The organism is Streptomyces sp. NPDC058758 (genome assembly GCF_042746075.1).
GTDB lineage: Bacteria > Actinomycetota > Actinomycetes > Streptomycetales > Streptomycetaceae > Streptomyces.
Genome location: NZ_JBHYPS010000039.1, coordinates 17,119 through 42,198 on the forward strand (window position 1 = coordinate 17,119; position 25,080 = coordinate 42,198).

At 69.3% G+C, this 25,080-nt stretch carries 35 protein-coding genes; 4 read left to right on the top strand and 31 right to left on the bottom strand.

The features are described 5' to 3' along the window. The first annotated feature begins 29 nt into the window (after positions 1-29). On the top strand, positions 30-500 hold the full coding sequence (locus ACFW6A_RS32035; RefSeq protein WP_386644804.1) for a Dps family protein: 471 nt from the start codon (positions 30-32) through the stop codon (positions 498-500). Positions 501-793: 293 nt separating this feature from the next. Continuing rightward, positions 794-1,033 (top strand): helix-turn-helix domain-containing protein, encoded by a 240-nt coding sequence (locus ACFW6A_RS32040; protein WP_386644807.1) that lies wholly within the window; start codon positions 794-796, stop codon positions 1,031-1,033. Positions 1,034-1,079: 46 nt separating this feature from the next. Here ACFW6A_RS32040 and ACFW6A_RS32045 read toward each other — a convergent pair whose 3' ends face one another. Continuing rightward, on the bottom strand, positions 1,080-1,268 hold the full coding sequence (locus ACFW6A_RS32045; protein WP_386644810.1) for a hypothetical protein: 189 nt from the start codon (positions 1,266-1,268) through the stop codon (positions 1,080-1,082). Positions 1,269-1,613: 345 nt separating this feature from the next. Here ACFW6A_RS32045 and ACFW6A_RS32050 point away from each other — a divergent pair, with 345 nt between their 5' ends. Both ACFW6A_RS32050 and ACFW6A_RS32055 read left to right on the top strand, forming a co-directional pair. Beyond that, on the top strand, positions 1,614-1,856 hold the full coding sequence (locus tag ACFW6A_RS32050; protein ID WP_386644813.1) for a winged helix-turn-helix domain-containing protein: 243 nt from the start codon (positions 1,614-1,616) through the stop codon (positions 1,854-1,856). 76 nt (positions 1,857-1,932) lie between these two features. After that, positions 1,933-2,310, top strand: coding sequence for a hypothetical protein (locus ACFW6A_RS32055; protein WP_386644816.1), 378 nt, complete (start codon positions 1,933-1,935; stop codon positions 2,308-2,310). A 39-nt stretch (positions 2,311-2,349) separates the two neighbouring features. Here the strand turns inward: ACFW6A_RS32055 and ACFW6A_RS32060 are convergent, their stop codons facing one another. The 30 genes from ACFW6A_RS32060 to ACFW6A_RS32205 form a co-directional block, all read right to left on the bottom strand. Then, positions 2,350-2,646 (bottom strand): hypothetical protein, encoded by a 297-nt coding sequence (locus tag ACFW6A_RS32060; RefSeq protein ID WP_386644819.1) that lies wholly within the window; start codon positions 2,644-2,646, stop codon positions 2,350-2,352. Between the two features lie 20 nt (positions 2,647-2,666). Next, the gene (locus tag ACFW6A_RS32065) at positions 2,667-2,891 is read right to left on the bottom strand and encodes a hypothetical protein (protein ID WP_386644821.1); all 225 of its coding nucleotides are present in this window, start codon (positions 2,889-2,891) and stop codon (positions 2,667-2,669) included. A 13-nt stretch (positions 2,892-2,904) separates the two neighbouring features. Continuing rightward, positions 2,905-3,690, bottom strand: coding sequence for an N-acetylmuramoyl-L-alanine amidase (locus ACFW6A_RS32070; protein ID WP_386644824.1), 786 nt, complete (start codon positions 3,688-3,690; stop codon positions 2,905-2,907). A 62-nt stretch (positions 3,691-3,752) separates the two neighbouring features. Continuing rightward, positions 3,753-4,253 (bottom strand): hypothetical protein, encoded by a 501-nt coding sequence (locus ACFW6A_RS32075; RefSeq protein WP_386644827.1) that lies wholly within the window; start codon positions 4,251-4,253, stop codon positions 3,753-3,755. Then, complete coding sequence (locus ACFW6A_RS32080; RefSeq protein ID WP_386644830.1) at positions 4,253-4,651, bottom strand: hypothetical protein; 399 nt, start codon at positions 4,649-4,651, stop codon at positions 4,253-4,255. Before ACFW6A_RS32080 ends, ACFW6A_RS32075 begins: the two co-directional genes overlap by 1 nt. A 599-nt stretch (positions 4,652-5,250) precedes the next feature. Beyond that, positions 5,251-7,635: a hypothetical protein gene (locus tag ACFW6A_RS32085; protein ID WP_386644833.1), complete on the bottom strand. Its 2,385-nt coding sequence runs from the start codon at positions 7,633-7,635 to the stop codon at positions 5,251-5,253. Further along, a complete protein-coding gene (locus ACFW6A_RS32090) occupies positions 7,635-11,411 on the bottom strand; it encodes a hypothetical protein (RefSeq protein WP_386644836.1) in 3,777 nt (1,258 codons plus the stop codon). Before ACFW6A_RS32090 ends, ACFW6A_RS32085 begins: the two co-directional genes overlap by 1 nt. Before the next feature lie 69 nt (positions 11,412-11,480). Then, positions 11,481-12,029, bottom strand: a complete 549-nt coding sequence (locus ACFW6A_RS32095; RefSeq protein ID WP_386644839.1) for a hypothetical protein — start codon at positions 12,027-12,029, stop codon at positions 11,481-11,483. Positions 12,030-12,037: 8 nt separating this feature from the next. Then, entirely contained in the window at positions 12,038-12,556 is a 519-nt protein-coding gene (locus tag ACFW6A_RS32100) for a hypothetical protein (protein WP_386644842.1), read from the bottom strand. A 9-nt stretch (positions 12,557-12,565) separates the two neighbouring features. Then, on the bottom strand, positions 12,566-13,552 hold the full coding sequence (locus ACFW6A_RS32105) for a phage tail tube protein (RefSeq protein WP_386644845.1): 987 nt from the start codon (positions 13,550-13,552) through the stop codon (positions 12,566-12,568). Between the two features lies 1 nt (position 13,553). After that, positions 13,554-13,751 (bottom strand): hypothetical protein, encoded by a 198-nt coding sequence (locus ACFW6A_RS32110; protein WP_386644848.1) that lies wholly within the window; start codon positions 13,749-13,751, stop codon positions 13,554-13,556. A 14-nt stretch (positions 13,752-13,765) separates the two neighbouring features. Then, positions 13,766-14,239: a hypothetical protein gene (locus tag ACFW6A_RS32115; protein WP_386644851.1), complete on the bottom strand. Its 474-nt coding sequence runs from the start codon at positions 14,237-14,239 to the stop codon at positions 13,766-13,768. Beyond that, the gene (locus tag ACFW6A_RS32120; protein WP_386644853.1) at positions 14,239-14,790 is read right to left on the bottom strand and encodes a head-tail connector protein; all 552 of its coding nucleotides are present in this window, start codon (positions 14,788-14,790) and stop codon (positions 14,239-14,241) included. Before ACFW6A_RS32120 ends, ACFW6A_RS32115 begins: the two co-directional genes overlap by 1 nt. Before the next feature lie 10 nt (positions 14,791-14,800). Next, positions 14,801-14,995, bottom strand: a complete 195-nt coding sequence (locus tag ACFW6A_RS32125) for a hypothetical protein (protein ID WP_386644856.1) — start codon at positions 14,993-14,995, stop codon at positions 14,801-14,803. A 60-nt stretch (positions 14,996-15,055) separates the two neighbouring features. Then, a complete protein-coding gene (locus ACFW6A_RS32130) occupies positions 15,056-16,300 on the bottom strand; it encodes a phage major capsid protein (protein ID WP_386644859.1) in 1,245 nt (414 codons plus the stop codon). A gap of 68 nt (positions 16,301-16,368) precedes the next feature. Further along, positions 16,369-17,151 carry an HK97 family phage prohead protease gene (locus ACFW6A_RS32135; RefSeq protein WP_386644862.1) on the bottom strand — a complete coding sequence of 261 codons (783 nt, stop codon included), beginning with the start codon at positions 17,149-17,151 and terminating at the stop codon, positions 16,369-16,371. After that, positions 17,123-18,451 carry a phage portal protein gene (locus ACFW6A_RS32140; RefSeq protein WP_386644865.1) on the bottom strand — a complete coding sequence of 443 codons (1,329 nt, stop codon included), beginning with the start codon at positions 18,449-18,451 and terminating at the stop codon, positions 17,123-17,125. Before ACFW6A_RS32140 ends, ACFW6A_RS32135 begins: the two co-directional genes overlap by 29 nt. Continuing rightward, the gene (locus ACFW6A_RS32145; RefSeq protein WP_386644868.1) at positions 18,448-18,603 is read right to left on the bottom strand and encodes a hypothetical protein; all 156 of its coding nucleotides are present in this window, start codon (positions 18,601-18,603) and stop codon (positions 18,448-18,450) included. The genes ACFW6A_RS32140 and ACFW6A_RS32145 overlap by 4 nt, the downstream gene beginning before the upstream one ends. Continuing rightward, the gene (locus ACFW6A_RS32150) at positions 18,597-20,069 is read right to left on the bottom strand and encodes a terminase (RefSeq protein ID WP_386645013.1); all 1,473 of its coding nucleotides are present in this window, start codon (positions 20,067-20,069) and stop codon (positions 18,597-18,599) included. The genes ACFW6A_RS32145 and ACFW6A_RS32150 overlap by 7 nt, the downstream gene beginning before the upstream one ends. After that, positions 20,053-20,331, bottom strand: coding sequence for a hypothetical protein (locus tag ACFW6A_RS32155; RefSeq protein WP_386644871.1), 279 nt, complete (start codon positions 20,329-20,331; stop codon positions 20,053-20,055). Before ACFW6A_RS32155 ends, ACFW6A_RS32150 begins: the two co-directional genes overlap by 17 nt. Before the next feature lie 253 nt (positions 20,332-20,584). Further along, a complete protein-coding gene (locus tag ACFW6A_RS32160; RefSeq protein ID WP_386644874.1) occupies positions 20,585-21,022 on the bottom strand; it encodes an AAA family ATPase in 438 nt (145 codons plus the stop codon). Between the two features lie 4 nt (positions 21,023-21,026). Beyond that, a complete protein-coding gene (locus tag ACFW6A_RS32165) occupies positions 21,027-21,212 on the bottom strand; it encodes a hypothetical protein (protein WP_386644878.1) in 186 nt (61 codons plus the stop codon). 2 nt (positions 21,213-21,214) lie between these two features. Continuing rightward, positions 21,215-21,490 carry an HNH endonuclease signature motif containing protein gene (locus ACFW6A_RS32170; RefSeq protein WP_386644881.1) on the bottom strand — a complete coding sequence of 92 codons (276 nt, stop codon included), beginning with the start codon at positions 21,488-21,490 and terminating at the stop codon, positions 21,215-21,217. Positions 21,491-21,506: 16 nt separating this feature from the next. Continuing rightward, complete coding sequence (locus ACFW6A_RS32175; protein ID WP_386644884.1) at positions 21,507-21,857, bottom strand: hypothetical protein; 351 nt, start codon at positions 21,855-21,857, stop codon at positions 21,507-21,509. A 305-nt stretch (positions 21,858-22,162) separates the two neighbouring features. Further along, positions 22,163-22,567, bottom strand: a complete 405-nt coding sequence (locus ACFW6A_RS32180) for a DUF6221 family protein (protein WP_386644887.1) — start codon at positions 22,565-22,567, stop codon at positions 22,163-22,165. An 8-nt stretch (positions 22,568-22,575) separates the two neighbouring features. After that, positions 22,576-22,710: a hypothetical protein gene (locus ACFW6A_RS32185; RefSeq protein WP_386644890.1), complete on the bottom strand. Its 135-nt coding sequence runs from the start codon at positions 22,708-22,710 to the stop codon at positions 22,576-22,578. Beyond that, on the bottom strand, positions 22,710-23,294 hold the full coding sequence (locus tag ACFW6A_RS32190) for a hypothetical protein (protein WP_386644893.1): 585 nt from the start codon (positions 23,292-23,294) through the stop codon (positions 22,710-22,712). The genes ACFW6A_RS32185 and ACFW6A_RS32190 overlap by 1 nt, the downstream gene beginning before the upstream one ends. Next, the gene (locus ACFW6A_RS32195; RefSeq protein WP_386644896.1) at positions 23,291-23,800 is read right to left on the bottom strand and encodes a hypothetical protein; all 510 of its coding nucleotides are present in this window, start codon (positions 23,798-23,800) and stop codon (positions 23,291-23,293) included. The genes ACFW6A_RS32190 and ACFW6A_RS32195 overlap by 4 nt, the downstream gene beginning before the upstream one ends. Then, the gene (locus tag ACFW6A_RS32200; protein ID WP_386644899.1) at positions 23,797-24,633 is read right to left on the bottom strand and encodes a hypothetical protein; all 837 of its coding nucleotides are present in this window, start codon (positions 24,631-24,633) and stop codon (positions 23,797-23,799) included. The genes ACFW6A_RS32195 and ACFW6A_RS32200 overlap by 4 nt, the downstream gene beginning before the upstream one ends. Then, positions 24,633-24,941, bottom strand: a complete 309-nt coding sequence (locus tag ACFW6A_RS32205; RefSeq protein WP_386644902.1) for a hypothetical protein — start codon at positions 24,939-24,941, stop codon at positions 24,633-24,635. The genes ACFW6A_RS32200 and ACFW6A_RS32205 overlap by 1 nt, the downstream gene beginning before the upstream one ends. Between the last annotated feature and the right edge of the window lie 139 nt (positions 24,942-25,080).

Genomic DNA, 25,080 nt, shown 5'->3' on the forward strand with positions numbered 1-25,080 from the left:
GGATACGTACGAAAGGTGGGAGAACCCGTATGTCTGTCGTGAAGAGCTCGCTGTCCGACGCCGACCTCAAGATGGTCGGCGAGGCGCTCCAGGGCGCCCTGGTCGATCTCGTCGACCTGGCGCTGGTCGCCAAGCAGGTGCACTGGAACGTCGTCGGACCGCGTTTCCGCTCCGTCCACCTGCAGCTCGACGAGGTGGTGGACACCGCCCGACTGCACTCCGACACCGTGGCCGAGCGGGCCTCCGCGATAGGGGTGAACCCCGACGGGCGGGCGGCGACGGTGGCCTCCACCAGCGCCATCGGCACGGTGCCGGAGGGCTGGATCAAGGACACGGAGGCCGTCGGGATCCTGGTGGCCTCGCTCGGCGCGGTCATCACCCGGATGCGGGAGCGGATCGAGGTGACGGGCGACCCCGACCCCGTCACCCAGGACATCCTCATCTCCCTCACGGCCGACCTGGAGAAGCACTCCTGGATGTTCCAGGCGGAGAGCGCCTAGGCAGGTCAGGGGCTGATAGGGGGTCTGACCTGCTACGGAACATGCTTCATGACGTTTCAACACGTCACATGAAGCTTCATGAAACTGCGGAAGGAACCCGGAATCCGGGCCCCGACCGGAACGCTTCCGGAACGTCCCGGCAGGGATGACCTGCTGGAACATCCCCCCACGACGTCACAGATACGCAGCAGCGGCCCGACCTCATCACCGAGGGCGGGCCGCTGCGTAACGCTGCCACGAGAAGCGACCGTTTGGGTACTGACGTTGAAGATCATGACCTCAACGGTTAGGTCGTGCCGACACGAAGAACCCCCCACCCCGACTGGGTCATCACCCGAAGACGGGACCTAGGCCAGCGCATCGCAGACCTACGTCGGACCGCTGGCTTATCGCAGGACGACCTCGCAGACCGCATCGGCATGGAACGCCGCAGCATCCAGCGCTACGAACGCGGCGAACGCGACCCCCGATACTCCGAGCTGCTGCTCGTAGCGGAAGCCCTCGGCGTCGACATGACAGATCTGGTGCGATGAAGCCTGCCCGCCGGCATCGGCGTGTGAGAACCGGCGGGCAGGAGCCTCAGACGCCGAGGTGACGCTGGAGCGGCGACGTGTACGTGGCGCCGGGCCCGGCCTCGCGCGTGGCCTTGTTGCAGCCGGCGTCGGTCGGGTGCCGCCACATCTGCGGCTTCGCACCAGACGACGAGAACGCCTCGATCTCTACGGCCGGGCCCTCGATCCGGTAGCCGCACCGCTGGCACTGCCTCATCGGCGGACCCCCCTCTTCGGCTTGGCGTGGCACGGGCAGTAGCAGGACTGCGGCAGCACCTCGATGCCGTCCACGTAGACCGGGCCGGGTGAGCAGTGCGGGTGCCCCCATTCCAGGGTGCAGACCCCGGACACTCGGCCGCCTGTACGGGCAGGTACAGGCGGGGTAGCGTGGGCCATGACGATCCTCCCGAGGGTTCGTCCGTACCCCCGGGCCATTCGCGTGGTCGCGGGGGTCTGTCGTGTAGCTCACAGTACATCGGCTGTCATAGGTGTCATAGGGGGGATGGGTGGACTAGGTGGTCTGATGTCGCCTAGACGACGTAGCGGTCCTAGCGTCCGGAGCATGGACTGGACTCCGGATATCCCCAGGTGGCGGCAGGTGTACGCGCTGCTGGAGGAGCGGATCGACGATGGCACGTACCCGCCGGGGACGCGCCTGCCGTCGGTGCACGAGATCATCCAGGAGACGGGTATCAGCCGGGTGACCGCGACGCGCGTCCTGCGCGAGCTGCGGGGTGCCGGCCTCGCGTACATGGAGCCGGGCATCGGCACCTTCGTGGCTCGACTCCCGGAGCCGGATGTGTAGCAGGCTTGACACTCCCCCTCGCCTTGGACATTCTATGTCTAGCGCGCTACACAGGGTGGCGCCGGAGGGGAGCGCCATGAACATCACCGCCGAGCAGATCGAAGACCTCTTCCACAACCGAGGCAGCAGCCTCGAACTCGCCGACGGCGACACCTTCACCCGCGACGACCTCGTCACCTACATCGACGCCTGCGACATCGACACCGACGACGACGGCACCCCCCTCGACGACCAGTGGCAGCTCCTCGCCGACGTCCTCGGCGCTCCCGACCCGAGCAACACCAACGAACTCGCCAACGTGACCGCGACCGCCCACCAGCTCAAGCTCGCCGAGCAGAAGCGTGACGACGCCATCCGCGCCGCCATTAACGCGGGCCACTCGGTCATCGGCATCGCCAACGCGGCTGGCCTCAGCCGGGCACGGATCTACCAGATCCGAGACGGACGCCGCTGAACACGACGAAGCCGCCCCCTCCCGAAGGAGGGGGCGTGCTCACTTCACCAGGACACTCAGCAGCCAGCCGCCTGCCGTTCCACCCAGCACCGCCATCCCGGTGCCCAGCCACACCTGCCGTTCCACCGCAGCCAGCCGAGGCCCGTGCGTGGCTGCCGCCTCGGCCTTCGCCTCCAGCAGGTCGACCCGCTCCTCGACCCGCTTCACGATGTCGCGCTGTTCGGCTTGCGCCCGCTCGTTCTGGTCCGTCCGCTGCAGCGTGAGATCGAGTCGGCCAGCGACCTCGGCGAACCCGGTTCTGATCTCGCCGCGCATCTCCGCCAGCTCGACCGCCACCTGCGTGGACTCGGAGGGTGTCACGAGCGGGCCCGGGGCACCCAGCCGACGGTGGCCTTGTCACCGATCAGGCTGCCGACCGCAGCCTTCACCACGGACAGGGCCGCCGGCACGGAGGCTATGGCCGCCGCCTTCAGCGCGGACACGTCCGCGAGGTTGAAGCCGTCGGCGAGGAGGAGGCCGAGGAACGTGGTCACGTAGGCGGCGAGGGTTCGCTCGACGGTGTCGAGGATCAGACGGTTCACGGTGTTGCTCCGTTCAGTTGGCGAGTCGGGCGGCGAGCTTGTCGGCCACCTTGTCGGCGAGCTTGTCGAGCTGGGCGTCGGTGAGCCCGGTCGCGGCCAGGGTCTTGGTCTGGGCGGCGGCCTGCTTGGCGTAGGCCGAGGCGTCCCGCTGGATCTGGAACACGTCGCGCGGGTCGAGGTTCGGGTTCTTGAAGGCGGCCACGGCCAGAGCGATGCGCTCCACGTCGGCGTCGGAGATGGGCACGTCGTCCTCCTCGGGGGTGGGGGTCTTGCCGGTCGCGCGGGCGACGATGCCCGGGAACACGACCTCCTTGAACTGGCGGACTCGGGCGTCCCCGGGACAGCTGGTGCCATCCTTCGCCCACTCCGAGTGCAGCCGGTGGTAGCCGTAGCCGGGGGCGTCCCACTCCGGGCAGATCCGCAGCGGGATCCCGTGCTTCTCGTGCAGCCACACGCCGAGCTTGATCAGCTCCTCGATCTGCGCCGGCGTCCACGGGTCCGTGCCGCTGGTGTTGCTGGCCGTCTCGATGCTGACGGCGCCATGCCCGTCCGGCCTACGGTTCGCCAGGTAGTTGGCGTCCGCGCGGGTCTCGGTGCCGATGAACTGGCCGAGGTCGCCCTCGTACCCGAGCCCAAAGTGGGACTCCAGGTTCGTGCTGTCGCGCCAGTACTCGTAGGTTCGCTTCGCCGTCCAGGGCGCGATGATGCTGTGGACGATGAACTGGTCGGGCTTGATCGCGTGCTGCTGATCGGACTCCGGCTGCAGCTCCATCTTCACGGCGCCGGGGTACCAGGCCATGGGGCCTCCAGGTATGACGAAGCCCCGGCCGGTCGGCACGGGGCGGCAGGGGCGGGCAGGGGTCAGGCGGTCTCGTAGCGGACGGTGATCCACAGCCGGTCGCTGTTCGCCCACGTCTGCGGGACCGTGGCCGTAGCGGACGCGGCACCGCCCGTGTTGCCGAAGTACGGCGCCACCGTCGTCCCGGACGTGGCCACGTAGGCCGTGCCCTGCGAGTAGCCAGCAGCACCGACCGAGGCATCGCCAGCGAACGCCCGGCCGATCCACTCGCCGTTGCCGGATGCGGTGTACGGCAGGGAGAACATCCAGTTCCCGGTGCCGAAGGTGGTGGTGGATCCGACGGTCAGCTTGATCGTCGCGTCGCATAGCTTTCCGACCAGCTTGCTCCGGCCGGTCAGCGTGCCGTTGCCGAGCGCCGGGGCCGTACCGGTGGATGTCCATGACGGGGTGTACGCGGTACCGCCCGCGATCATGTCGTTCCACTGGTCACGCACCTCGGCGTTCATCATCGCCGCGGTGACGACCTCGCCGACTACCCACGTGCGGGGGACTGCCAGAGCCATCAGACCTCCAGGGTGGGTCGGGTCGGGTCGGTTTCGTCCTCGGCCGCCCACCAGTTCTGTTCGGCGCGCGGCAGGCCGTCGAGGGCCTCCTCGATCGCGGCGTAGTCGGGCGGGAAGGTGATCTGCCACCAGCCGGTGCCACACTCCACACACCACATGCGCGGGTCAGCCGGGCTGACGATCTGCGCCGAGTGGCAGGCACAGTTGGCGATCCACCGGCCGTGGTTGATCTGGGCGTACACCGTCTCCAGCAGCAGGCCCTCGCCGACGACGATGCGGCGCTTCATCATCTCCTCGTACCAGCGGACCACGAGCATCGCCGGAGGCTCGCCCGCCCACGCATCGGGCGGAAGATGAGGCGGCGGCAGGTAGAACGTCTCGGCGCGCAGGATCGACACCAAGGTCTCCTCTCAGTGTGTGCACGGGAGAATGACTAGTCTTGGTACACTGATTGAATGAGTCCCAACACGCGCGAGTCCGTGATGGTCCGAGTCGACATGTCGGAAGACTGCTGGCGCTGGACGGGAAGCCATACCAAGGAGGGGCGTCCGCAGGTCAACTTTGAGCAGAAGCCGTGGTACGTCTACCGCCTGCTCTACACCTGGTTGGTCGGCCCGATTCCGGACGGGTTGACCCTCGATCACATAGCCTGCGACAACGGATGGTGCTGCAACCCGCATCACTGCATACCAGCCACGAACTCTGCCAACGTCGAACGCGGGCTGGCTGTTCGATACTCAGGGAGGGAGGCATGCCCTCAAGGGCATCCCCGCGAACAGCATGGACGTATCGACTCCCGAGGCAAGCGTTGGTGCGCCGAGTGCAACAGGATCAAGCTGAAGGCTCGATACGTATCGCACCCAAAGCCGGAGCGCACAACCTGTCCTGCAGGGCATTCGAGGGCGGAGTTCGGGCGGAAGTACGCCAAGGGGTGGAACTGCCGTGAGTGCAATCGGCTTCGCATGCAAGCCCGGCGCCAGCGCCCGCAGGCTGGTGATCAATAAGCCAACCGCGTAGTGCTGCCCAAGACGCTGTAGACGGGATCGTTCAGGACCCACACCGCCCCGAGATCCGCACGGCTGGTGTGGAAGTCCAGGAAGTGCTGGGACTCGGTAATTCGTTCCGTGTAGCCCTCGACCATCGCGGTCACCGTCGGAGACGGCGCCTCCGCCGGCATGCCCGTCACCGTGATCACGGTCGAGATGTCCGCGCCGAGGAGGGCCCGGCGGGTCGTCGTCGACAGCGTCGACGCCTCCACCGGAAGCTGCCGCAGCTCGGGCTGCGGGTCGGCGTACCGGATGACCAGCCACGTGCCGGCATCCACGACTTCGCTGTCGGTGGTCTTCAGCACGGTGAGCTGCTGCTGGTAGATCCCGTCCCGGGCGATCGACTCATCGGACTGGATCCGCTGCGTTGCCCCACCCGGCCGCGACGCCTCGACGAGGTTGACCTGCTTCTGGTCGTCGTCCGAGACCTGCACGCCCGGCGTCTCCAGGTCGGAGTACGCCAGCGTCACTGCGCTGCTGGGGTTGTAGCGCACGGTCCGCGACTGGAATAGCAGCCCCGCGCTGTCCCGGGCCGCGACGAGCCGCCCGTTCTCCGTCCTTTCCACGTCCCTCATGTGGCTGAGCGGCGACGAGCCGAGCACACCCTGAGAAGCGACCGCCGAGAAACTCCCCGACGAGGTGACCGTTGGGATCCGGGCGTACCCCGCCAGGCGGGCCATCCGCTCCGACGACAGCTCGCCCGCATGCCCGGTCATCCCCGCGTCGTAGTGGTCCACGATCTCCGCGACCGTGGGGCCCGGGCCAGCAGTCCCGTTACGGACGTAGGCCGCAACATGGCTGATCGTGCCCGACCAGTGCAGGGTTCCGTCCGTCCCCGGGTACCCCGAGTAGCCAGCCGTCGAGCCGACCGTCAGCAGGAACATGTCCGTGTGGGCACCGATCCCGATGGCGTACTGCACGCCGTCGACCCACACATCACCCGACACCTCGTCCCACACCAGGTGATGCGGGGCGCCGTCCGCGAGGTTCGGGGTAGCTGCGGTCAGCGTGGTTGTCGAGCCGCCACCGAAGAGGAACTCGACCACCTGCAGCTTGCCGGTCCCGGACTCCAGCAGGAAGTACAGCCCCGCCTCGAACGCGGGCGCCGTCCCTGTCGACAGCTTGAGGACGCAGCGGCCGGACGTCGAGGTGGAGAACCAGCACTCCCACACCTGGGTGCCGGGGATCGGGGTGCCGGTGTCACCACCCGATGTCAGCAGCGGCGAGATCAGGCACTGCAGGCTCTTGCCCGCCGACGCCGATGCCGGGGTGAACGTGGGCGTGGTCAGCTCGTCCGACGGCGGGCCCGTCCCCGTCCCGAACTCCAACGTTCCGCCAGCGCCGGACTGCCTGATCGTCAGCGACGGGCGAGACGACCCCGACTGATCCCCGCCCGACACCGACGACGACGGCTCGGACAACGGGTAGTACAGCTGGGCCCCGTCACCCTGCACCTCCTCCACCAGCATCGGCCCCAGCGCCGGACGACGCGACGGCCACTTCAACATGTCCGACGCCGTCAGCGTCACCGTCGACTGCAGCCCCGACCACGACATCGGCCAGCTGGTGACCATGCCGTAGAACCGCGGGTGATGCGAGGACAGAGTCCCGTCCCAGGTAGTTGCCGTCGGGCTCTGCTCCACCTGGCACTGGTCCATCCACACCATCGTCCCGGCGGCCGGCGGCGACGACGTGGTCGTGATCCGCATCAGCGCCGACGCCGATGTCGTCGTCCACGTCACCGTCAGCCGCTGGAACGTGTCCGTCAGCGTGGACGGCGCCGACACGGACGTGCCGTTGATGTCGATGACCACGGCCGGGGACCCGGCCGGGACGTACACGTAGGCGGACGCCGTGTACTGGACGCCGATGTTCAGCCCGTACAGCGGGCACTGCAGCACACCGCCCGTACCCGAGTTGGTCCACGTGACCTTCATGGCCCAGGAGCCGGCCAGGTGATGGGCGGTGTCCCGCGCGTAGGCCTGCGGTGCGGCGCCCGGGGCCGGAACCCAGCCGTGCGCGTCGTTCTCGAAGGAGGTGCCCGTGAGCCAGTTCTTCTCCGGGACCACCGTCTTGATCACCCGGATCGGGGTGTTTCGACGGACGTTCGGGTAGTACGGCGAGCCCGCGTTGCCCGGCGTGAACCGCCCGTCCCGGTTGTCGAGCGACAGGGACAGCGTGCCGGTCTGCGTCTCCGCCCGCTCGTCCGACGCACCACGGGTGATGGACACCTCCCCACCACCCGCGGTCTGCACCCACTGCGTGATGTCCGTCCACACAATGTCCGAGTCGACAGCCGAGTACCCGAAGCCGGCCTGAACCGTGAGTCCTGCCACTACCCCACCCCCAAGCTGACGTTGATGCCCTGCGTTCGCTTCAGATGCAGCAGCACTCGTTGCACCTCATGGCCGACCCGTACCGGATCCATGGCGTCGGTGATCGTGATGTTCGCGATGATCGACGGCCCGGCCGCCACACCGGCGCCGATGCCGGCGACCGGCTGCCCGGGCATCGGACGGATCCCGGCCATCCGCTCGGCAACCGCATCGACCGCACGGCCGACAGCAGGCAGGGCCGACAGCACGCCGCTGCCGGTGGACTGGCCGAAGTTCGCGCCGATCGCCCACGCCACACGAGACGGCGACCGGATTCCCAGCGCCTTCTTGATCGCCCGCTCCATGCCCTTAGCGATCTCGATCATTTGGGCCTCGATCGCCGACTGCTGCGACTTCAACCCGTTGACCAGACCCTGCGCCGACGCGATTCCCGCGCCGTACAGCGCGTTCGATCCGGCCTTGCCGACCTTGTCGGCCTCCGTGTCGATCTGCGTCTGGAGCTGGTTGACCTCCTTGAAGTCGGCGGTCGACATGCCGGCCAGCGCCGAGGCGTAGGCGTAGCCCTCGTCCGGGCCCATCAGCAGGATCTGCCTCATCAAGTTCCGGTTGAGCCCCCGCTTGGCCAGGGCCTCGACATACCGCCGGAACTGGCGGAGCTTCGCGAGCTTCTGCTGGAGCCCGACCTTGATGGAGCTGGTCGTCACCTCCTTCGGCTCCAGCCCGAGCGACGACAACGACGACGCACCCTGAGCCGCCGACCGGGCACTCGCACGCAGCTGATCCCGCGCCGCGACCCGCGTCTCCAGCAACTCCTGCGCGCTGGCCAGCTGCCGCTTCACCGAGTCCCGCTTCGTGGCCAGCCGCTGCAGCGTGTCGTTCGTCTCGCTGACCAGCCGGACCAGCGCCTTGTCCTGGTCGGTCTTCTTCCCGTCGAATGCCGCCCAGATGGAATCCGCCAGCTCCCGGGCCGCGGCCTTGATCTCCGACTTCGACCCCGTCAGCCCACGGACGAGACCGGCCTTGACGTCCTTCATCAAGTCCTGCATCTTCCGCGACGGCGACGCGATCTGCAGCTCCGCCCGGACACCGGCCTCCACGCCCGCAGCCATCCGCCGGGCCGCAGCCTCCACCCCGATCGTCGACTGCAGCATGCCGGTCGACAGACCCGCCCCGACCTGCCGCCCGAGCGACAAGCCCGGGTAGTCGGCCATCGACGCAGCCATCTTCCGCGACGTCAGGTGGTCGAAGACCTGCTCACCGCCACGCATGCGGACGAGCTCGGGGCCTTCCTCACCGACCAGCGCCCACCCGGATTCGGCAGAGCTGGTACCGCGGGCGTACTTCGGGAAGCCGCCCGGGCCCGAGCCGGTCGGGGAGACGACACGGTCCGACGAGTAGACCGTCGTGACGTAGGTCGTAGCGACCTTCCCGTCCAGGGCATCCAGCTTCGTGCGAGCCGCGTTGAGCTGTCGCTCCAGCTGAGAGATCTCGGCCCGGACCTGCGCCTTGCGGGAATCGGGGACCTTGCCGAGCTTCTCCTTGGCCGCCGCCAGCTTCGCCTCAAGGTCCTCCAGGTTGCCCTTGATCCTCGCCGTCTTGTCCGGCGTCTTCAGGATCTGGTCAGCCAGTTGCCGGGCAGCCGTCTCGGTCATGCCCATCTGCTGGGCCGACGCGATCAGCTGTTCGCGGCCCTGCTTGTAGATCCCGTTGACCGTGTCCCAGGACGCCCCGGACTCCCGGGCCGCCGACGTCGCGGCATCCGTCTTCGCCGCGAGGTCCGTCAGCGCGGACGCTGCCGTCCGGCCCTTCTCCGTGGTCAGGTCCATCGACGTGGCGCCCCGACCCCAGGCGCCGGCGTTCTTCTCCGCCGCCTCCTTCGTGCTGTCGAGGGCCGCCTCGAACGCGATCTGCGCGTTCACGCCCGCGCGGTTCACGTCGTTCAGGGCCTGGAGCGACTGCCGCAGCCCGTCCGCCGACGCCTTCTGCGCGTCCAGCTTCGCCTGCGTCTCCTGCGCCTGGGCACCGAACAGACCCTGCGCCTGAGCCGCGAGCTCGGCCTCGAACGCCGAGTCGGCGAGCGCGCCGTCGTAGTCGTCGAGGGCAGAGCGGAGCTTCTCGGCCTTCTCCGCGTCCATGCTGCCGAGCATGCGCTCCAGCGCGGCTGCCGCCAGGTCAGCCTTCCCGCCAGCCACCAGGGACGCAAGCGCCTTGTCAGCGGCGTCCGCCTGCTCGGTGAACTTCTCCGTGGCGGTCCCCGCGTTGAACCAGCCGCCCGGAAGGTCGTGCAGCCAGTTGTCGATGTTCTCCATGACGCTCGGGTCGAGGACCTCGCCGATCGTCTTACCCAGTCCGCTGAAGTCCTGCCCGAACTCGGCCAGCGCGGTACCGGTCAACTCGCCAGTCTGCCCGAGCTCGGCCAGAGAGCGGGTCATCTTGTCGACGTCGATCGGTGCTTCCTCGCCGGCCGCCGCGATCTCGCCGATGACCAGGGCCAGGATGCCAATGCCCGTGCCGACCAGGGCCAGCTTCGCCGTCCGCGACAGCGTCGCGATCGCCGCACCCGCAGCCGCCAGCGGACCCGGCGCCGCAGCCGCCGCCACCCGCATCGCCACCAGCGACGTACCCAGCGCCGCGATCGCCGTCCGTGCCGCGGCTGCGCCGGCGGCGGCGAGCGTGACCGCGCGAATCGCGATGGCCAGCTGCAGCAGTGTGGTGATCAACTCCGGTGGAACGGCGGCGACGAGCTGCGCGAGCGCCTGCACCACCGACAGCATCCCGACACCGACCTCGGCGCCCGCGTCCAGAACGTGGAGCAGCGCGCGGCCGACATCCTGCAGCGTCGCGGAGACGGCCGGGCCCTGCTCGCGAGCCCACGCCATGAACTCCGTGAGCCCGCCGGACATCTCGCCGGTCTCAGCCGTGCGCAGCAGACGGACTAGGCCGTCGGTGGCGCGGGTGAGCGCGCCGGTGGACCACTTGTCGACCTTGGCCATGAACCCATCGAAGCCCGGGCTGGCGACCCCGCCGGCCGCCAGGGTCATCAGCCGGTCCAGCTGCTCGGCCGCACCCTTCACCGTGGGCGTGAGCTTCGGGAAGATCCCCTGCAGGGTGGACATGCCCTTGATCAGCGGGCCGGTCGTGTCCTGTGCGAGGGAGTCCGACCAGTCGGAGTAGGAGTCCTTCATCACGGACAGAGCAGCCGCGGCCTCGCGCGTGGCAGGCGGCAGGGCGGCCATCTGCTTCGCGTAGGCCAGCTGTGCCTTGACTGCCTCGGCGGAGTTCTTGCCCGAGGTCTCGACGGCGTCGTTGTACTTCTTCTCCGCCTCCGCAGCTTCCGACATCGCCGCGACCTGCCGGCCCGCAGCCACACCCAGCGCGGCCATGCCCACGCCAGCAGCAACGGTGGACGCGGCAAGGGGGGCCAGCGCAGCCGCCATGGGGATGGCGGCCGGAGCAAGCGTCAGCAGCGACTTCTTCAGCTGGTCGCCCGCCCGGCCTGCCGCCTCGGCGGCCTCGCCCCACGTCGTGACCCGGCGAGAGGACTCCTCGGCCCGGTGGGCCATGAGCGCTGCCGCGTCCCCCGCGGTCAGGAAGTTGCCCTCCAGGTCGCGCAGGATCCCGTTGCTGTCCCGCTCCAACTGGAGGATGGCGCGCCCAGAACCGTCGGCTGCGTCCACCATCTGCGCACGCAGCCGGTCGGCGGAATCCCCAGCGTGACCGAGGACGCGGCTCAGATCGTCGCGGCCTTCGAGGGTGAAGGTCAGCCGTTCAGCCATCGGTGCCTCCGCTCTGCTGGGCTAGGTGCTGCTCGATCCACGCCACGTAGGCGAGGAAGTCGTCGACCATCAGGTCGTCGAGGGCTCGTCCGTCGATGTGGAGGAGGTGAGCGAAGAGCCCGAGGAACTGACCTCGGAGTTCGTCGATTCCTCGGCTGTCGGGCTGGACGGGTCGGGCGTCGCCCCGCTGAGGTCGGGCGGGAATTTTCCCGCCAGCAGCCTCTCGACGACGAGGCGGGCGTGGTCCTTGTCGTCGGCCTCGTCGATGATCATCGAGGTCTGCATCTGCACCAGCTCGGGCTTGTCGATGAGCGGGATCGTCCCGGCAGCCACCTCCGCCCAGTCCTCGATCTCCTTGCGGTCGAGACGGACCGCGAGGTCGGCGACCATGGGATCGAAGTCGCCGAGTCGAAGGCCGGGGCTCGTCCGGCACTTGAGGACGAACGCGACGCAGCGCATGGCGTCCGGGTCCTCGTCAGCCAGCGCCTTCTTGGTCTCCGGCCACGACATCTTCTCCGTGAGGTGGGTCGCGATCCGGGAGGCTTCGCTGGAGCGGACCGTCTTGACGTCGAACCGCTCGACCTCGCCGCCGTCGCTCGGGGTGTGCACGATGATCACAGGTACTCCTAGGTGATGGTGCGGCGTACATCGCCGAGGACCCTCTCGACCTCAGCGCGCATCCGGGGGGTGTGACGGGCGACGACCTTGTCCCACCACATGGGGGTGGTCCACTGGTTCACCCAGCGCTTCTTGTTGCCGAACACGGGATGCCGGATCCGGCCGTTCGGCTTGTTCATCGCCTCCGGCATGAACTTCAGATCCGACGGCAGCTGCGACCTATCGATCCACACGCGAGCACCCGGACTCCGCCCAGTCCGAACGCTCAGCCGCACCGCCCCCGCGATCGTCGCCCGAAGCGGGCGCGTCGTCGGAGACGAGCCACCACGGCTCCCCGCCTTCCGATCCTCAGCAGCGATCGGCAGGGAAAGGATCGTCTCCGTCATGTCGCGGTAGAGCGGCTCAGCCGCCCGACGCACGCGACGGTTCAGGTTCTGCTGCAGGCGCGGGCCGCCGGCCGCACGCAGACGGCGGGACAGGTCGAGCAGCTGGCCCGTCCCCGTGATCTGCACCGACCGGACGGCCATGGCGACCTCCTACAGGGTGCTGTCCTTGGACATGTACTCGATGGCCACCGGGTTCGTGCCGTCGTACAGGGCCGTCAGGTTGTAGCTGGTGCGGACCACGTTGTAGCCGTCGACCGTCGGCGGGGCGTCATCCACCTTGACCGCCGGCAGCTTGACCCGGAAGGTCTCGTTGTAGGTGGACTCGATCGTCGGGCCGATGAACTCCCACACCAGCGAGGTCGAGGCGTCCGAGGTGTGCAGGTCGTCGATGGTCGTGGCCACGTAGTCCTGCTCGATCGACGCCGTGACCTTGGTCAGGTCGTTCAGGATCGGCTGTGCCTTCAGCGCGGACTGGTTCGCGTAGAACCTGTCCGTGGCCTGCGGGCGCTCGAACTTGACGCTGACCTTGCGGACGCCGTCGAGGGCCGTCTCGGCGCCGACGGTGCCGTACTTGAGGCCCATCTGACCGAAGTGGTAGGGGCTCGCGGCCACGTAGGAGGCGACGGCCAGGGTCTGCGTCTCCGAGCAGTCCTTGCCGTCGATCTCGAACGTGACGGTCAGCATGCCGCCGACCTCGCACGAGAACTCCGCGCTGACGATCTTGCAGCCGATGAACGACTTGTCCGTCACCGTGCCGGTCGTCATCGGCACGCCCTTCTGGATCGTCAGGGACTTGCCCCAGGTGTCCGCCAGGGTGTGCGTCTGCAGGTACGCCGTCGTCACGCCCTGCTGGACCGGCGTCACCGTCGTCCCCATCAGCGCCTGCAGCAGGATCCCCATGCCGCGGCTGGCGACCTCCATGTCGAGCGAGCCGGACACCTCCTTCTGCGTGACCACGCGCCGCGACGCCAGCGCCATCAGCCGCCCCGCCGCGATGCCCTGGGACGTCGCAACCGTCTTCTTGAGAACCAGGCTTTCCTTGGTGAACTCGGGGAAGACGGTCGGCGCCACGTAGGTGCCGTAGGTCGACTCGGCCGCGATGCCGATCTGCGCGCCGAGACCAGAACCGATTGCCATGTCACGCCTCCTTCACTGCGGACTTGGCCGCGGTCTTCTTCGAGCCGGGCTCCTCGACCGGCTGCCACTTCGTGGTCTGGCAGACGTAGCCCTCGAACCGCTCGTCGGGGACCTCCACCACCTGATCCGGCTGGACCTCACGGCCACCAAGCTCCGGCACGGTGACCGGCTCGCTGCCGATGAAGCGCACACGCGCCATCGCTACTCCTTGGGTTAGTTGAGACGGGCGAAGCAGGACACCTGGAAGTCCAGACCCGCCACAGCCCCGTTCGCGCTCTGCTGCTGGTACAGGTCGCCCGAGGTGACGTGAGCCCACATCACCGTGTCGTTCAGGGTCGGTGCCGTCGGGGCGGCGTTGGTCGCCCGCAGGGCCTGCTCGACCACGGCGACGATCTCGTAGACCCGCTCGCGCCGGGACGCCATGTCGGTGTCGCCCGACCTGGACTCGGCGTAGCAGGCGATGGTGAAGGACTCGTCCCTTGTCCTGGCGCCCGCAGCGTTGAAGTCCTGCTGTGCGGCCACAGCCGAATCCGCGTTTGGCTGCCAGCCCACGTAGATCCGGTCGAGGTCGGTGTAGTTGACCGCGGTCGGGCCGTCCTCGATGTGCACCTGGCCGGCGAGGGACGGCGCCGCGCGCAGGATGTCGAGGAGGGCCGCGACCGCGGCCGGGACCCGGGAGGTCACCATCACGCCACCCCCGGGCCCGTCTTGAAGGGCTCCAGAAGCTGGAGCACCCGGTTCGGGATCGCGTAGCCGTAGCCCACGATCGGCTCGTTCACATCGAAGTCGTCCGTGCTGGGGGCCACCCCTCGGGCCTGTCCGTACTGCGTGCGCCACAGGTGCTGCAGCAGGATCCGCGCCGCGAGGTTGATGGTCGGAGGCACCGTGCCCCGGCCCGCCGTGTACGTCGCCGTCCACGGCCCGCCAGCAAACGAGCTGCCGTTCTTCCGACGCACCTCGCCGATCGCCCCGTACAGGTACAGGCCGGCCACATCGAGCGCCGTCCCGCCGTCCATGACCGGCACGAAGGAGGTCAGGGACACGACGGGCGCCTGCAGCAGCGTCATCGTCGGGCCCCGGGCCTCAACCAGCTCGACAACCTCGCGGTTCTCGACCGGGCCGACGATGCCCTCGATCGCCGAGGTGATCGCCTCGACATACGCCTCCAGCTCCACGTCGCTGGTCGTCGTGGTGATGTTGAGCTGGGCCTTGGCCTCAGCCAGCGTCAGCAGGGCCACAGCCCACCTCCTAGCGGGTCTCGGCCTTCGGAGCCCGTCCACCCCGGCGGGACCGGGCCGCGGTGGTCTCCGACTCCTCCACGGCCTCGGCGCGGACACCGTCCGCCCACGCGGCTGCCGCCTCGTCGTCGAGCTCCACCACATCGCCCGGCGCCCACGAGAAGTCAACGCCGCCGACGGGCTGCAGTACTCGGATGCGCGCCACCGGCGCCTCCTCTCAACGGGCCGCAGCCCCAGTGCGGGGCTGCGGCAGAACGAGCAGGGATCAGGTCGCCGAGTGCGCGTACACGCGGAACGCGCTGGTGTCGTCCGGCTTCGCGTCGAGACGCATGAAGCCGAAGAAGCCGACCTGGAGGTAGTCGGCGTACCGCTCCTCCAGGCGCATCAGCTGGCCGCCGGCGACCTGCCGGACGACGTACGCGGCGCTGACGTCGCCGAAGCCGATGGACTTGGCGTTGGCCGCCGGAACGGGCACACCGTTGTCCACGGTGACGCCGTAGCCGAGCAGGGTGTCCGGGACGCCCATCTGCGTGGACGGCTGCCACAGCGGCAGCTGGTTGCCGTCCTTCAGCTTGCGGACCATCTTGAGCGCCGAGTCCGACATGACGAACCGGGTGTTGGGGGACTGGCGGTAGGCCGGGTCGACGGAGTGGATCAGGTCGATCAGGTCGTCGTAGATGATCGACGTGGTCTGCCCGGTCGTGCCGGTCTTCCCGGCGGTGGCGTTGGTGAACAGGCCCTCGGGCTGCCCGGTACCCGTTCCGGTGGCGAGGTGCGCGGCGACCGCGCGGCCGATGCGCTCGCCGAGCTTGCGGGGCAGCCACGTGTCGATGCTGAACGCGGAGTCCTGCAGGAGCTGCAGGGAGACGCGGACGAGCTTCGACGTGTAGGTGTACGCGCCGAGGGTCTTCTGACCGAGGGTGACGTCCTGCTCGGTGATCTGCGAGTTCTCCGCGAGGATCGCGCCCACGTTGGCGGTGTCGTCGTTCGACGGCCAGTTCAGCGGGTTGCCGGACGTGGTGTTGAGGACGTTGGCCAGGCTGAGGATGCCGCCGTACGCCTTCATCGTCTCGGTGATCTGGTTCAGGGTCTCGGTCGGGATGAAGTACCCGCCGGCGCTACCAGGGCTGGTGGCCTGGGCGCGGACCTCGGACATGTTGGACATGAGCAGCTGCCGCTGCTCGTTGTCGAGGCCGCTCATGCCGCCGCGCACGTACTGTCCGAACGCGCCGCGGTAGGCCGCCTCCGGGTCCGTGTTGCCGCGGTCCTCGCCGGTCGGGCCGTCGGCGATGACGAGCTGGTCGCGCTGGACGGTGTCGAGGCGGGCCATGCGCTCCAGCCGCTCGACATCCTGGGACGCCTCGGTGACGTCCTTCTCGGCGCGGTCCCACTTCTCCCGCTCCTCGGCGGTCAGGTCGCGACCCTCGCGCTCGGCAACGGCCAGGATCTCCTGCATCTGGGACCAGGTGTTGGCGCGCTTCTCCAGCGCGCGGGTGAGCAGTGCGCTCATGGCGGTGTGTCCTTTCACGGCACGCCAGACAGCCCCACCAGGGGGCTGACAGGGATTGGAAGGTGGTGCTAGCGCGGGAGCCCGTAGCGGGCGGCCAGCGCGTTCATGCGCATCGAGATCGGCAGACCAGGGAGCTGAGTGGACACGGCCGGCTCAGCAGGATCCGCCAGGGCGCGAGTGGGCGTACCCGGCTCGCGGTCGATGTGCACCAGGTCGAGCAGCTCAGGCCGGAAGCGGGCCCGGGCCTCGACGGCGGCAAGGTCGCCGCGGTGGTCGAGGGCGCGGGCTACGGCCTTCAGCTCGGCCTCGGTCTCGGGGTAGGCAGGGAAGGTGACGGCGGACACCTCGACGAGGCGGACCTCGCGGATCACCCGAACGTCCACGTCGACGGGGTCGGCGCCTTCGACCTCGATGGTCTCGGAGTCCCACTCGTCCTTGATGACGTAGAACCCGAACGACATCCCGGTGACGTTGCCGTTCCTGAGGTTTGCCTTCAGGTCCCGCACGTACGACAGCTCCGTGTCGAGGGCCGAGTCGACCGCGAGGCCCCGCTCGTCCTCCGACAGGGACAGCGTCCCGGCCGACGACCGGGACACCACGTAGTACGAGTCGTGGTCGATCAGCATCCGGGCGTCACCCTCGGACAAGGTCTTCGAGAAGGCGCCCGGGGCGATCTCCTCGTAGAAGCCCCACCGCAGCGGGTTCCCGATCGCCGTCCGCGAGTTGAAGACGGAGGCGTACCCGGCGAACCGCTCGGAGCCCCCCTCGTCGCCCGCGGCCCGGATCTGCACGCCGGCGTCGGTCAGGGACAGGCGTCGCCGCTCAGCCCCGGCCATGGTCTTCGTGGGCATCGTCGCCCCTCCCTTCCTCGTCGGCAGCCTCAGCCAGCAGCCGCTGCGCCTCAGCCATGAGAGCCGCGGCCCGCGCCGAGGCGTGAACCTGCCCGCCGTCGTTGGCCAGCGGGTTGACCCCGAGCGGGGCCATGTACGTGGGCTGCAGGTAGATGTCGCCCTCGGGCCCGATCGGCGGCAGGTCTTCGAGCGCCCTGATGTCGTTGGAGGAGAACGCGCCGATGTCCCGCATCGCCCGGTAGAAGCTCGCCCGGGCCGCGGTGTCGCCGCGCATCAGGCCCTGCAGGGCGTAGTGCGCGTACTCCCCGGCGGGCAGCAGCTCCTTCGTGATCCGCTGTTCCGTCGGCGAAATCCACGTAGGCCCGAGGTCGAAGGTGACCCAGCCCTGCGCCTGCTGCTCCAGGCCGGTGCCCCACGAGGTGGACTTGCTGGACTCCATCAGCAGGAACAGCGGGACACCAAACATGCGGGCGATCTCGGCGACCTGGAACTCTCGGGATTCCAGGAACTGGGAGTCCTTCAGCGGCATCGTCACTGGCTGGAACGAAGCGCCAGCGTCTAGGACCGCGACCTCGTGACTGTTCTGGATGCCGGACATCTTCGACTGCCAACGGGCCTTCAGCGCCTGCGCCTGCTCCTGCGTCAGCCGCTGCTCGGTCTGCAGCACACCGGACACGAGGTTCCCGGCGCCAAACAGGCGGGCCGCCCCCGTCTCCGCCGCCTGCGCCAGACCGATACCCTGCGCCGCCGCCCGGACCGGCGAGCAGCCAGTGAGACCGTCGTAGCCCAGGCCGGGAATATGCATGATGTCCCGGGGCGTCAGCCGCCAGACCTTGCCCCAGTCGTCCGTCACCCAGAACCACTTGCCCGACGGATTCCCCTCGGACGGCTTCTCACGGTCCACCTGTACCCGGTCCGGGGAGACCGCCCACAGCTCCTTCACCTGCCCAGACGGCGCTCGCAGCTTCTGCACGTACCCGTTGCCCCACAGCACGCGGTGCACGTACGTCAGCCGCCACAGCTCCAGCGCCGTCATCTCCGGATGCGGATCCGCCAGCAGCGCCGATTCGACCTTGTCTTTCGTGCCCGTCCGGTACGTGTGCAGCGGCAGCGCCGCCGACACTCCAGCAATCACCGCAACCGACCGCCACACCGCCGGCATGTGCAGCGACGACGTCTCCGACACCGACACCCCAGCCTGCGTCGGCTGACCGCCCATCCACTCCAGCAGCGACGAATCCGTCAGCGGCACAGCAGGATTCTCCAGCGACCGCTTCTCAAAGAGACCGAAGAGACTCACGTCTTGCCCCTCCGCTCACTCAGGGCCCGCTCCACAGCGAGCACGCCCAGCACGCCACCCAGGACGAACGAGGCCGGCAGATAGACGAGCGCGACCCCTACGAGGCCGAGCAGTACGAACAGGACCTCGACGGCCCACAGCAGCTTCACCACAGGATCGGCGCCCTCTCGTCCTCGACCTCGGCCCCGAGCCCCCAGCGGGCCAGCGTCACCGCCACCAGGGGACTGATATCCACGCCGACACCACGGCGGGCCCACGCCCACGAGTCGCCCAGGGGGCGCTTCTGTGCGCCCGCCAGGGCCACCGCGAGGGGCGGCTGGTCCAGGTGACTGATGCCCTGCTCCACGACCGCGTCGTAGAACTGGCCGGTGGCATCGGCGATCTGCCGCGGCTTCGGCTGCACGATCTCCACGCCCAGCTCGCCGGCCAGATCGTGGATCAGCGACCCCGCAGGGCCGCCTGCGTCCACGACCCAGCACCGCGGCTTGTGCCGCTCGTGCAGGGCTCTGGCCTTCTCCACGACCCATCCCATGCCGGGCTGGTGAGCGATGACCTCGACGTGCGTACCGCCCCGCCACGAGCCCGCCACGGCGATGGCCGCGTAGTCCCGCTCAGGGGTCGCGTCGATCGCCATGGACAGCTCGCCCTCAGGCTGGGACTTCGGGTCCGCCAGGGCCCGCCAGGCGTCCTCTCCGATGACCTGCCACGTGTCCGCCTCGTCGCTCGGGTAGTCACCCACACCGAGACGCTCCCGCTCGAAGATGCCGCTGGTGCCCAGGGAGGCCCGCTCGTTGCGGACGAACTCGCTACTGATCAGGTAGCCCAGCGATGGGTTCGCCTTCGCCCACGCCGCAGGATCGTCGGCGCTGTCGTGGTCCGTGCAGCTGGGCGGGCACTCGTCCGCGTGAGGGTCTACCGACCACTCCATGTAGGCCAGCGAGGGATCCGGTACACCAGCCTCTCTCGCGGCCAGTGCGCGGCGCCTGAGGCGGGCGAGCTGTACGGATGGGGCGCCGATGCCGGCGGATCCGAGGTACCAGAGCTGGGGGTTCGGCACCGCCGACATGGTCGGCATGAGCGCGCCCATGGCGTCGTCGCCGAGGATCATGTCCTCGTCGAGGATGTTGCAGTCCCCGGTGAAGCCTCGGCCACTGCCGCCGGAGCGGGCCAGGAACGCCAGCTTCTGCCCGGTAACCAGTTCGATGGACGTCTCTGTCGTGTTGTTCAGCACCCGCTTGACGCGTTTCCGCAGGTCAGGGTGTCCAAGGATGAGCGAGCGTACCCGCTCGAAAGCCACGCGGGACGTCTTGAACTCGTGCGCCGAGTGGATGATCAGCCGCTCGCCCAACAGAAACAGCCCGGCCAGCTCGCGGGCCTCGATGATCCCGCCCTTGCCGTTCTGTCGCGGAACGTTCACCGCGACCTCAAACGCCGCCCACTGACCGTCAGCACGCTCCCGCATGCCGACGTCCAGGACGTGCTGCTGCCACGGGAACAGCTCCAACCCCGCCGCCGCGGCCAGCTCCACAGCCTCCTGGGCCGCCGACGAAGCGAAGATGGGCGGTGCGGTGTACAGGCGAGGCGTCTGGACGCCCCGCACCTCAACCTCGGCGAGCACGGACAAGGCCGCCCTCCCGCTTCTGCTCACGCTTCGAAGTCAGCTCGTCCACCCAGTCCTTCGACTCCGAGACCGGCGCCAGCTTCCGCAGCCCCTCCAGCACGGTGCGTAGCTCCCGCGCAGCATTCGACTGCGCGGTCACGTTGCCCGGGTTGTCAACAGCAGCGGCAAGCGAGAGCGCGAGTTGCGCCAGGCCGGGAGCCAAGTCGCGGACACGAAGGTGATCGATCTCCGCTGCGGTCGCCTCGACGTTGGTCGTCATGATCACCCCCGAGTGTGACTCAACGTGACGGTTACAGAGAGTCGCTATTTACCCGGAAGGTAGGACCAGGGTGATTAGCGATAGGCCCCGTGTAAAAAACCGGGCGACGAGAGCTTTTGGGTCGCCCGCCTCCGAGCTGGAGTTTTGACCCACCTCCCCCCGTCGGGAGCTGCCGGCCGAGCCTGATCGGGGTCCGATCGCCCTGGTCATGGCGCTGCGTGACGGCGGGTGAGGGGGCTGGGGTTGCGGTGGGTTACCAGTCCCGTGACGCCTGGGGCATGGCCGGTCGGGGGAGCCGGCTGCGCTGTCGGTACCACTTGGTGGCGACGGCTCGCATGGCTGGGCTGCGCATGGCGTCGATGCGTGCCATGACGATGGCTTCGCCTGGGTCGACTGCTACCACCTGTGCGTCCAGGCGTCGGTAGCGTGCGAGCCACTTGGCGCTGGGCATGGTGTGGATGAGGTAGACGTCCAGCTGGTCGAGGAGCTGGCAGGCTGCGTCGATGGCTGCGTACCGGGCGCGCTGGGCGACGCGCTGGTGTAGCGGGTTGTGGTTCCACTGTGGTGCGCCGGGGCCGGTGAGGGCGACGGTGATCCGGTCGAGGTCGATGACGATGTCGCGTGCGGTGGCGTGGGCCTGGATCCAGGACGACTTGCCTGCGGCTGGTGGGCCGGTGACGACGTAGAGCACGGCGTCACCCGCTGAGGCGGGCTAGGGCTTCCTCGGCGGCCTTGCGGCGGTGTGCTGGCACCCCGGTGTCGCAACACGCCTCACGTCGGATCAGGCCGTCGTGAGGCTCGGTGTTGGCTCCGTGGTAGCGGCACTCACGCGGGAGGGCTTCGAGGGCGGCTCGCAGCGTTCGCATGTCCTGCTGGTCCATGCTCACCACCTCCGTGAGGCTCTCAGTGGTCCGGTGGCGGCCATGCGGTTGCCCCGAGCGCTGTTGCACCGGCGGTGCATCGAGCGGGCGTTGGCGGGGTCGAGGAGGCTGCCGCCGCGGCTGAGGGGGACGATGTGGTCGAGCGTGAAGCTCCACGGTGACCGTGGGTCGAGGCGGGGGTTGATGTAGCCGCCGCAGCGCGCGCAGGGCAGGCCGAGGGCCTTCTGTGCGGCGACGAGGCGGCGGTAGGGGCGCCCGTTTCGGGGATTGCCGGCCACGGGCGCCTCCTCGGGGTTAGGGGGTTGCGTCGGCGGATGCGGCGTCTTCGATGGCCTTCTGGAGGGCGTCTTGGCCGTCCTTGTTCTGCTGCTGGATGACGGCGAGGACGGTCTCCAGGTAGTCGGCGTCGCTGATGGTGGCGCACTCGGCCGGCTTGGGGAGGTCGGTGGCGTCGGTGGGGGTGTCCTTGATGGCGGCGTAGACGGCGTTGCTGCAGGCCTGTGCGGCTGCTTCGGCGTCGGCGGTGGCCGTGGGGGAGGCGGTGGTGGTTGTGGGTGCTGGCTTGGTGGCGGGGTCTTCGCTGCTGCTGCACGCGGTGAGCGTGAGGAGGAGTGCGGCGGCTGTGATGGCGGGTGTGATGCGCATCGGGCCAGCGTGCCGGGCTTGGGGGCTGTGTGGGGTGGCTGTGTCCGTGTCGTGATGTGGCTGTGGCCCCGGTCGCGGGGGAGTCGACCGGGGCCACGTGCGCCCTCGCCCATCCGTCTCCGGGCACGCCGGAAACGCCTCTGACTGTAGACGAGACGTCTCGTCTCCGCAACGGACACGAGGAAGCCCCGCCCTCGGGGCATCAGGCCGGGGGCGGGGCTGGGGTCCTCCGCCGGGTGCAGGCAGCATCTGCAATCGACGGGTGTGATGGTCCTACGGTACGACCGGGGACTGACAACGACGGGTCACGGCCGCCACGTGTCGCGGTAGTCCGGGTGGTCGGCGTAGATCGCAGCCCAGGAGCGGATCATGGAGAGACGGACGGACTGGCCGCCTTCGGTCCACCCGGTGTGGTGGCCCTGCTCCATGACCCACTGCTCCTTCTCGAACTCCGTCACCATCCGCCGCTTGGCTTCGACCTCGGCCAGCACCCGCGCGGGATCGTGACGGGCTGCGTGCGCCTCCACGGCGCCCTGCAAGGCATCGGGCACGCCCTGATCGGCTAGGCGGCGGCGGGTGCGCAGGCCGGGCAGCAGCAGCACATCAGCCGCCGAGTCCCAGGACGGCGCACCCCCAACCTGCTCAGCCTGGCGGGCCAGTTCAGCGTCTTCGTCGAGGCGGGCGAGGAGGAACTGTACGAGGTCGTCCATGCGGTCCATCATCCCTTCTTCGGCGTGCCGGGGGTGGGCTTGTCGGTGGGCTTGACCCAGCCGCCTCGGCTGCTGCTGTAGGTCGTCTCGTGGCCCTTCAGGCGCGGATCGCTGGGCTCGGGCTTGGGCTGTCGCAGGGCCATCAGACGCGCTCCTTCACGAGCCAGTGGTGGGGGTTGTCGGGGTCCTGGACGATGTCCGGCCGGTCGTTGTTGGTGTTGGCGTTGGCGGCCCCTGAGCTGCACAAACAACGCTCGGGAGAGGGGTCGGAAGCGGTGGGGGAGGGGGCAGGGATGTCGTCCGCGTGTACGCCGGGCCCGTTCCCGGCCGGGGTGCGGACTCCCGCGCGGACCCGGATACCGGCCTCGGCGAGGAGGCTGCGGACAGCCTTCGTGTCGGGGAGGTCGGCGGCCTCGCGGAGGGCGGTCAGGAGGACCCCGTTCCCGCCCTCGCCGAGGGCCTGGAGGACGGCCACGATGTCCACGGGCTCGGCCTCAGGCTCGACGTCCTCGGGGGCGTCCTGGCCCCGCCTGGCGACCCACTGACGGCCCTTGCCGACCGCGACGGTGGCCACGCTGCCCGCGACGAACATCCCGAGGTCCGGGTAGGCGTAGCACGCTCCGAGGAGGCCGCTGATGCCGATGGCGACGACGCAGCGACCGGCCGCCCGGGAGGAGCCGTCCGACTCCCCCACGGGCTGCTCGACGGGCTCGGCGGCCGCAGTCATGCGATGACCCCGTACAGGGCTCCACCGGCCCAGTTCGCGGCCTGTGCGAGCGGGACGGCAGCGAACCCGGCGATGCCGGCGCTGGTGCCGAGACAGATGCCGCACCAGGCTCCGGCCTTGAGGTCGGCGCCGCGGGCGGACTTCTTGATGGCGGCGACGAGGGCGACGGTGAGGAGGAGGACGATCGCTCCTCCGGTGGCGGTGAGCGGGAGGTAGGAGGGCCCGCGGGTGACCTGTCCGGCCTGTCCGCCGACGCCCCAGACGAGGGCGGCGTCGCCGAGCCAGTTGGTGATCCACAGGGTGGTGTCGGCTACCCAGCCGATGAGGCCGCCGACGGTGAGGATGGCGAGGACGCCGTAGCACCAGGCGGCGAGGAAGGGGAGGAGTCGGCCGGCGTGGTCGAGGGGGGCGGCTTGGAGGGGCTTGAGGCCGGGCCACCAGTGGATGAGGTGGCGGATGAGGAGGGCGAGGCCGATGGTGACGCCGCCAAGGGTTGCCCAGATCATCGGTAGCCTCCGCGGGTGTCGAGCTGCTGGCGAGCGCGGCGAACAGCCGCGGCGACGGACGGGCGATCGGCGTTCGGTCGGAGCGAGCAGATCGCGTCTGTGGCGGCCGGGTTGGTCGCGTGGGTCGCGACGTGCTGGCGGGCGAGATCGGCGATGCTCTTCTGCTCGTGATCGGTGATCGTGCTGGTCACGGCGTGTTCGGGGCGTCCCGAAGCGTGGGGCTGCTCGGGGGTGCTCGCGGGCGTGATCGGGGGCTGCTCGGGCGTGATCGGGGTGATCGCGATCGGTGCTCGCCGGGCGAGCTCGCGGCCCTTCTCCTGCCGCGTCAGCTCGATCTCGAAGTCGACGGACACGTCGGCGAGGAGGCGTTCGGCGGCCATCTCGCGGCGCCGGAGCTCGATGCGGTGCTCGGCTTCCTCGAACCGCATGCCGCGCTCCAGGGCGGCGAGACGGGCCTGCTCGTCGTCGGTGAGCGCCGAGGGGTCGCGCATGTCGGCGAGGGCAAGCAGCCACACGAGCTTGGCGCCGATGGGGAGGAGGGGTCCGGCGACGGCCATGGCGGTGTGGTCGCGGGCGATGCCGTGCCAGACGAGGAACGTGCCGACGGCGAGGAGGGCGGCCCAGCCGATGGCGGCGACGGGCCAGCGGTGTCCGGCGATGCGGAGGCCGCGGGCTTCGGCGACGATGACGGACGCCCAGATGATGTCGGCGCCGGCGGCGACGGTGAGTCCGATGGGGCCGGCGCCGAGGAGGTCGACGAGGGACCAGGTGGTCCAGGCGAGGGAGCCGGCGGAGAGCAGGATGGCGGGGGCGATGAGGGGTGTGCGGGCCATCAGGCGCTCCAGGAGGTCTTGTGCAGCCAGAGGGCGTACTCGCCGCGGGTAACGGTGCGGCCGTCGGTGTAGGGCATGCGGCGGAGGAGCTGGATCTCCAGCTGGTCGGCGGCGGGGCCGCCCTCGGGGTGGGCGGTGTGGGCGGCGGTGAGCGCGATGGCGAGCCGCTGGTCTTCGGTCATGAGGTGGCCGGGCTTGATGTTGGTGAGCTTGTCGGCGATGAGGCGGAGGCCGTCGCGGACGGTGGCGTCGAGCCGGACCTGGCGGAGGGCTTCGTCCTGCTGGGTGGGGTGGGTACGGTGTGCCATGGCTGTTCCTCCTGGTAGGCAGGCGGGATGGCTGGCCCCGGCCGGGCTCTCACACACCGACCGGGGCCGTTCTGTTGTTGCCGGATCCAACGTAGCGACCCCATTGCCGTATGGCAACAGGGTCGGGGAAGATGGTGCC

Coding starts and splice junctions, on each gene's coding strand:
- ACFW6A_RS32035 (WP_386644804.1), top strand. CDS start 30: ATGTCTGTCGTGAAGAGCTCGCTGTCCGACGCCGACCTCAAGATGGTC.
- ACFW6A_RS32045 (WP_386644810.1), bottom strand. CDS start 1,268: ATGAGGCAGTGCCAGCGGTGCGGCTACCGGATCGAGGGCCCGGCCGTA.
- ACFW6A_RS32050 (WP_386644813.1), top strand. CDS start 1,614: ATGGACTGGACTCCGGATATCCCCAGGTGGCGGCAGGTGTACGCGCTG.
- ACFW6A_RS32055 (WP_386644816.1), top strand. CDS start 1,933: ATGAACATCACCGCCGAGCAGATCGAAGACCTCTTCCACAACCGAGGC.
- ACFW6A_RS32070 (WP_386644824.1), bottom strand. CDS start 3,690: ATGGCCTGGTACCCCGGCGCCGTGAAGATGGAGCTGCAGCCGGAGTCC.
- ACFW6A_RS32075 (WP_386644827.1), bottom strand. CDS start 4,253: ATGGCTCTGGCAGTCCCCCGCACGTGGGTAGTCGGCGAGGTCGTCACC.
- ACFW6A_RS32090 (WP_386644836.1), bottom strand. CDS start 11,411: ATGGCTGAACGGCTGACCTTCACCCTCGAAGGCCGCGACGATCTGAGC.
- ACFW6A_RS32100 (WP_386644842.1), bottom strand. CDS start 12,556: ATGGCCGTCCGGTCGGTGCAGATCACGGGGACGGGCCAGCTGCTCGAC.
- ACFW6A_RS32105 (WP_386644845.1), bottom strand. CDS start 13,552: ATGGCAATCGGTTCTGGTCTCGGCGCGCAGATCGGCATCGCGGCCGAG.
- ACFW6A_RS32110 (WP_386644848.1), bottom strand. CDS start 13,751: ATGGCGCGTGTGCGCTTCATCGGCAGCGAGCCGGTCACCGTGCCGGAG.
- ACFW6A_RS32115 (WP_386644851.1), bottom strand. CDS start 14,239: ATGGTGACCTCCCGGGTCCCGGCCGCGGTCGCGGCCCTCCTCGACATC.
- ACFW6A_RS32130 (WP_386644859.1), bottom strand. CDS start 16,300: ATGAGCGCACTGCTCACCCGCGCGCTGGAGAAGCGCGCCAACACCTGG.
- ACFW6A_RS32135 (WP_386644862.1), bottom strand. CDS start 17,151: ATGCCCACGAAGACCATGGCCGGGGCTGAGCGGCGACGCCTGTCCCTG.
- ACFW6A_RS32155 (WP_386644871.1), bottom strand. CDS start 20,331: ATGACGACCAACGTCGAGGCGACCGCAGCGGAGATCGATCACCTTCGT.
- ACFW6A_RS32165 (WP_386644878.1), bottom strand. CDS start 21,212: ATGGACCAGCAGGACATGCGAACGCTGCGAGCCGCCCTCGAAGCCCTC.
- ACFW6A_RS32175 (WP_386644884.1), bottom strand. CDS start 21,857: ATGCGCATCACACCCGCCATCACAGCCGCCGCACTCCTCCTCACGCTC.
- ACFW6A_RS32180 (WP_386644887.1), bottom strand. CDS start 22,567: ATGGACGACCTCGTACAGTTCCTCCTCGCCCGCCTCGACGAAGACGCT.
- ACFW6A_RS32185 (WP_386644890.1), bottom strand. CDS start 22,710: ATGGCCCTGCGACAGCCCAAGCCCGAGCCCAGCGATCCGCGCCTGAAG.
- ACFW6A_RS32190 (WP_386644893.1), bottom strand. CDS start 23,294: ATGACTGCGGCCGCCGAGCCCGTCGAGCAGCCCGTGGGGGAGTCGGAC.
- ACFW6A_RS32195 (WP_386644896.1), bottom strand. CDS start 23,800: ATGATCTGGGCAACCCTTGGCGGCGTCACCATCGGCCTCGCCCTCCTC.
- ACFW6A_RS32200 (WP_386644899.1), bottom strand. CDS start 24,633: ATGGCCCGCACACCCCTCATCGCCCCCGCCATCCTGCTCTCCGCCGGC.
- ACFW6A_RS32205 (WP_386644902.1), bottom strand. CDS start 24,941: ATGGCACACCGTACCCACCCCACCCAGCAGGACGAAGCCCTCCGCCAG.